5 protein-coding genes are annotated in these 5,236 nt (G+C 30.0%); 3 read left to right on the top strand and 2 right to left on the bottom strand.

The window, feature by feature from the left end:
- Positions 1-436: 436 nt before the first annotated feature.
- Positions 437-571 (top strand): CopG family transcriptional regulator, encoded by a 135-nt coding sequence (locus KYI10_12530; protein QYA34222.2) that lies wholly within the window; start codon positions 437-439, stop codon positions 569-571.
- 347 nt (positions 572-918) lie between these two features.
- Here the strand turns inward: KYI10_12530 and KYI10_12525 are convergent, their stop codons facing one another.
- Positions 919-1,410 (bottom strand): hypothetical protein, encoded by a 492-nt coding sequence (locus tag KYI10_12525; GenBank protein ID QYA34221.1) that lies wholly within the window; start codon positions 1,408-1,410, stop codon positions 919-921.
- 332 nt (positions 1,411-1,742) lie between these two features.
- On the opposite strand from KYI10_12525, the gene KYI10_12520 reads away from it, so the two are divergent.
- Positions 1,743-2,666 (top strand): protein rep, encoded by a 924-nt coding sequence (locus KYI10_12520; protein QYA34220.1) that lies wholly within the window; start codon positions 1,743-1,745, stop codon positions 2,664-2,666.
- 692 nt (positions 2,667-3,358) lie between these two features.
- On the opposite strand, the gene qacH is transcribed toward KYI10_12520, so the two are convergent.
- On the bottom strand, positions 3,359-3,682 hold the full coding sequence (qacH, locus tag KYI10_12515) for a quaternary ammonium compound efflux SMR transporter QacH (protein ID QYA34219.1): 324 nt from the start codon (positions 3,680-3,682) through the stop codon (positions 3,359-3,361).
- Between the two features lie 377 nt (positions 3,683-4,059).
- Between qacH and KYI10_12510 the strand changes: the two genes are divergently transcribed.
- Positions 4,060-5,052, top strand: a complete 993-nt coding sequence (locus KYI10_12510; protein QYA34218.1) for a protein rep — start codon at positions 4,060-4,062, stop codon at positions 5,050-5,052.
- The last annotated feature ends 184 nt before the right edge of the window (positions 5,053-5,236 follow it).

The following is a 5,236-nucleotide window of genomic DNA, read 5'->3' as shown; positions in this document are numbered from 1 at the left end:
TCGCAGACACTGATGAAAATTAAAATTTAATTATTTGGCTCATATTTGCGTTTTAAGAGTCGTTTTTGAATTCTAAGTACTTTTTTACTAGAAAAACTCTAAAAATGGTTTAAACGGGCTTAAAATTAAAAATAAGCATAAATCATTTTGATTTTTTCTATAGAATTAATCTGCGAAGTTGAAAAAAGGTGCAACGATCTTTTATGCCGAGAAAACTTTTTGTGAAAGAAAAGACCCTTCAATTACACTTAACGAAGTGGGCCCACCAGGGCGTTTTTTGCCTGGTGGATCATCTTCGGGAAGTTTGAAGGGTCAAAGTTTCTGCACAAAAAGGAAATTGGAATAAAAAATATATTTTTGTGTATTTTTGTGTATTTTTGTGTTTGAATGTGTATATTTGTGCTAACATGTATTTTGAAAAAGGAGGATAATTTTGATGAAAAGATTACAAATTACATTAAAAGATGATGTTGCAAAAAAATTAGAAATATTATCTGTAGAGTTGGGTGTGTCAAAAAGTGCATTAATCACTTTAGCTTTAAATGAATATTTGTTGAATAAGAGATTATGAAGTTTTGTATATTAAAGAATATTTTTAATAGAATTTAAAAGGAGTATTATTAAATGTATATTGTTAATATAATTTTATTTATAATATTTCTGTCTATATTTTATGAAATTTATAAAAATATTATAAAAATTAGAAGAAAATAATTATTGCTATAGAAAGGATATAAAATGAATATTTTAAAGTATAGCTTTGTTATTATTGTGATTATTATTATATATTGCTTAATGCAATTAAAATTGGATGGATATATTAGTTGGTCAATGGTTATTATTTTTATACTTCTTGGAGTTTTAGGATATTTTGTTGATAAAAAAAGAGGGAAATCCTAAGCGGATTTCCCTCTTTTTTTATTTTTGAGGTTTTGCTGAAAAACTACTTACAACATAATATTTACTTCCTCCATGTTGTAGAAAACGCCAGTGAGCATATAGAGTAAATTTTTTAGCACTAGATTTTTTTAATGTAGCATTTAATTGATCTGCATAGTTTGGTATTTTACCAATTAGTATATCTGTCGCAGTACCTACTCCTACAGATGCGATTCCACCTACTGGAAGACTTGCTACACCTAGAGCGATAGAAGTTAATCTTTTACCTAGAGCCATATCTTTATCGCGTGCATTAGCTAATTTGTTTAATTCTGCTCTTGTTACTGTAGTTTTTGTTGTAAAACCACTATATCCATATTTTTTTATTAATTTTGGAGTGGCTGTTATTGAGTTAGTAGCAGCTTCAACGTTGTTTGTAAAAGTATTAGGAGTTGATTCTTGTAAATTAAGACCTGTTACTAGCAGAGAAGTAGTTAAAAATGTAATGGATATTTTTTTAAATATTTTCATATTTTTTCCTCAATTCTAAATTTTTGTATTAAATATACTATATAAATTATCGAATAGAAATACTAAATTGAAAAAATATTCAAAAAATTTAATAACTAATTTGTTTATTTTCTTAGATGGGTTTTTCTTATCTTGATACTATAGGTAATTATTCACGGCGATTCACGTCGATGTGAAACCGTTGATACTACTGGCTTAAAACACAAAAAAAGTTGCTTTTTCCAGCATACTATTTTATGATTAAGGTGTCTAATCAAAATCTAAAAATAGAGAGGAGAAAAAGCAACTTTTTTGTGCTATAAAAAACTCTTAAGTTGTTTTATATATCTGATATGGAAAAGTATACTGAGAAAAAGAAGAGAAATCAAGTGTTTCAGCACTTCATTAAAAAATTTGTAGGTGAAAAGCAGATGGATCTGATTAAGGACTGCAACACATTTCTAGCATTTGTGACGGATAAAGAGCAGACAAAAAAGAAACTGTATAAAAATAATATGTGTAAGAATCGTTTCTGCCCGATGTGTGCCTGGCGACGAGCGAGAAAAGATGCTTTGGGACTGTCATTGATAATGCAGTACATCAAGCAGGAAGAGAAAAAAGAATTTATTTTCTTAACCTTAACGACACCAAATGTAAAAGCTGAAGAATTAGAAGATGAAATAAAAAAATATAATTTGTCGTTTGGAAAATTAGTGAAAAGAAAAAATGTTAAAGCGATGATGAAAGGCTACGTCAGAAAATTAGAAATCACGTACAATAAGCAACGAGATGATTTCAATCCACATTTTCACGTACTGATTGCTGTAAATAAATCTTATTTTAAAGATTCTAAGGTTTATATTTCACAAAAAGAATGGCTCGAAATGTGGCGAGATGTCACAGGAATGCCAGAGATCACGCAAGTCCATGTTCAAAAGATTAAGCAGAATAACAACAAAGAATTATACGAAATGGCGAAGTATTCAGGTAAAGATAGTGATTATCTTATCAATCAAAAAATATTTGATGCGTATTATAAATCTTTAAAAGGTAAGCAGATTCTAGTGTATTCAGGACTTTTTAAAGAGGCGAGAAAAAAATTAAAAAATGGCGAGTTAGATTATCTTAAAGAAATTGATCCAACTGAATATTTGTATCAAATTTATTATATTTGGAATCAGAAAGAGTACCTGGCGAGTGAACTTCACGAATTAACTGAAGAAGAAAAAAGAAAAATTAATCATCAGACAATCAACGAAATCGAAGAAGAAAAATAAAAAAGCACTGAAATATTTCAGTGCTTTTTTATTTTTTAGCCTCTGCGAGAACTATGCGATCAAACTGCAAGTTTGCCCTGTGAAATGCAAATTTTAACATGATTCTATGCCAAATTTTTAATTTGCATGTAACTGGGCAGTGTCTAAAAAATCGCAGACACTGATGGAAATTAAAATTTATTTATTTGGCTCATATTTGCGTTTTAAGAGCCGTTTTTAATTTTTAAGTACTTTTTTACTAGAAAAATACTTAAAACGTCTTAAACGGGCTTAAAATTAAAAATAAGCATAAATAGTTTTGATTTTTTCTAGAAAATTAATCTGCGAAGTTGAAAAAGGTGCAACGATCTTTTCTACCGAAAAGGAAATTGGAATAAATACAAACATCAGACGAATACCAGGTACTGTCCATTTACATGCAAACTTCGTTTTCATTAAAAAATGGGCAAACATGCTGTTTGATTGCTATAGTTCGTGTGGCGACTGAAAAAACGTGAATTAATTTGAAATTTGATGTTTTTTGATATGAAAATCAGGAATGCTTTTATGCCGAGAAAACTTTTCGGAAAGAAAAGACCCCTCATATACACTAAACAAAGTGGGCCCACCAGGGCGTTTTTTGCCTGGTGGCTCATCTTTGGGGAGTGTGAGGGGTCAAAGTTTCTACCGAAAAGGAAATTGGAATAAAGTAATTAGTGTGATGATCCGAATGTGTTTAGTAAAACAACACCAAATATTATTAAAATAATTGAAATAATGCTTATTAAATTTATTTGTTCTTTGAAAATAAGAACTGAAACAATTGTTGTTAATACTAATCCTAAACCTGCCCAACTTGCGTAAGTAATATTAAGTGGTAAATGTTGCATAGTTTTACTCAGAAAATAAAAACAAATAAGGAATGAAATGATTGTTGTTATAGTTGGATATAATTTTGAGAAACCGTCTGAAGATTTTAAAAATGCACTGCCTATTACTTCACTGACTATTGATAATAACAAATATAAATATGGCATAGAAATTGCTCCTTTATTAAGTGATATTTATATTTTATATATTTTAGGTGGCTAATTCAATAATAAATAGACTTGTATTTTTCTAGTGATTTGCGAGGTATTGATTTTTGGATTTCAAAAATTTTAGGTAGGTTCTGAAACGAGTTGAAAACGAGTTTCTTCTTGTCTTGATACTATATAGAAATAATGAGTTTTTTAAAAATAGGCTTAAAACGTTGATATTAAGGGGTTTTTGTTAATTTTTAGTGTATAAAAAAAATTTGACATAAAAAAACCTCAGATGTAAGATAAAGGTGTCTAATCTTAAATCAATACATTTGGAGGTTTTTTTATGCTTAATTATAACCAAACCGTAAAAGAAACGGTGGTGTTTGTCTGTGCAAGATAATCATACAAAATCTAATCATGAAAATCAAGATAATCAGATTCTTAAAGACTTAACGAAAACAGGGAAAGAGCGACCATGGAAAGAGAAAAAAGTTGCGAATGTCTCTTATGCAGAGTTACTAGAAATATTAAAGATTAAAAAAGCAGAGAATGTTCGTCAATGTGGTAATGTACTTGAGTTTAAAGCGACAGACGAGGGCTATTTAAAGCTTTATAAGACATGGTTTTGTAAATCAAAGCTTTGTCCTGTCTGCAACTGGAGGAGAGCCATGAAAAATAGCTATCAGACGCAAAAGATCGTCGAAGCAGTAATTCAAGAAAAACCGTCTGCACGTTGGTTGTTTTTAACCTTGTCGAATCGTAATTCTGTTGACGGAGAAACGCTTGAAAAAAGTCTTAAGCAGATGAATATAGCGTTCAACCGAATGTTTAAATATAAAAAAGTATCGAAAAATCTTATTGGCTTTATGAGAGCAACAGAAGTGACTGTAAACGAGAAAGACGGTTCTTATAATCAGCATATGCATGTGCTGATGTGTGTTGAAAGTAAATATTTCAGAGGGTCTGATAACTATATCTCACAAGATGAATGGCTTGAATTGTGGCAGAAAGCTTTGAAAGTCGATTACAAGCCTGTGGCAAATATCAAAGCGATTAAGCCAAATAAAAAAGGCAACGATGCGATTGAATCTGCAATCAAAGAAACGTCAAAGTATGCGGTAAAAGCAAGCGATTATTTAACAAGTGACCAAGAAAAAGATTTGGAAGTTGTAAACGATCTGGAGCAAGGACTTTATAAAAAACGCATGATTTCTTACGGTGGATTGTTAAAAATTAAACACAAAGAATTAAATTTAGGCAATGCAGAAGACGGTAATTTAATTCAAACGGGTGAAGAAAAAATTTCAGACGAAGAAGAAAAAGCAAATTCAATTATGGCGATTTGGAATTACGAAAAACAAAATTATTTCTTGAAGCATTGAAAATTTTCAATGCTTTTTTTGTTTTTTAACCCCTGTGGGAACTATAGCGATCAAACTGCAAGTTTGCCCTATGAAATGCAAATTTTAACACGATTTTATGCCAAATTTTTAATTTGCATGTAACTGGGCAGTGTCTAAAAAATCGCAGACACTGATGGAAATTAAAATTTATTTATTTGGCTCA

Source organism: Macrococcus sp. 19Msa1099, from assembly GCA_019357535.2.
In the GTDB taxonomy this organism is placed as follows: domain Bacteria; phylum Bacillota; class Bacilli; order Staphylococcales; family Staphylococcaceae; genus Macrococcoides; species Macrococcoides psychrotolerans.
Note: the sequence above shows the minus strand (reverse complement) of the source record. Positions and strands in the feature narration are given on the sequence as shown.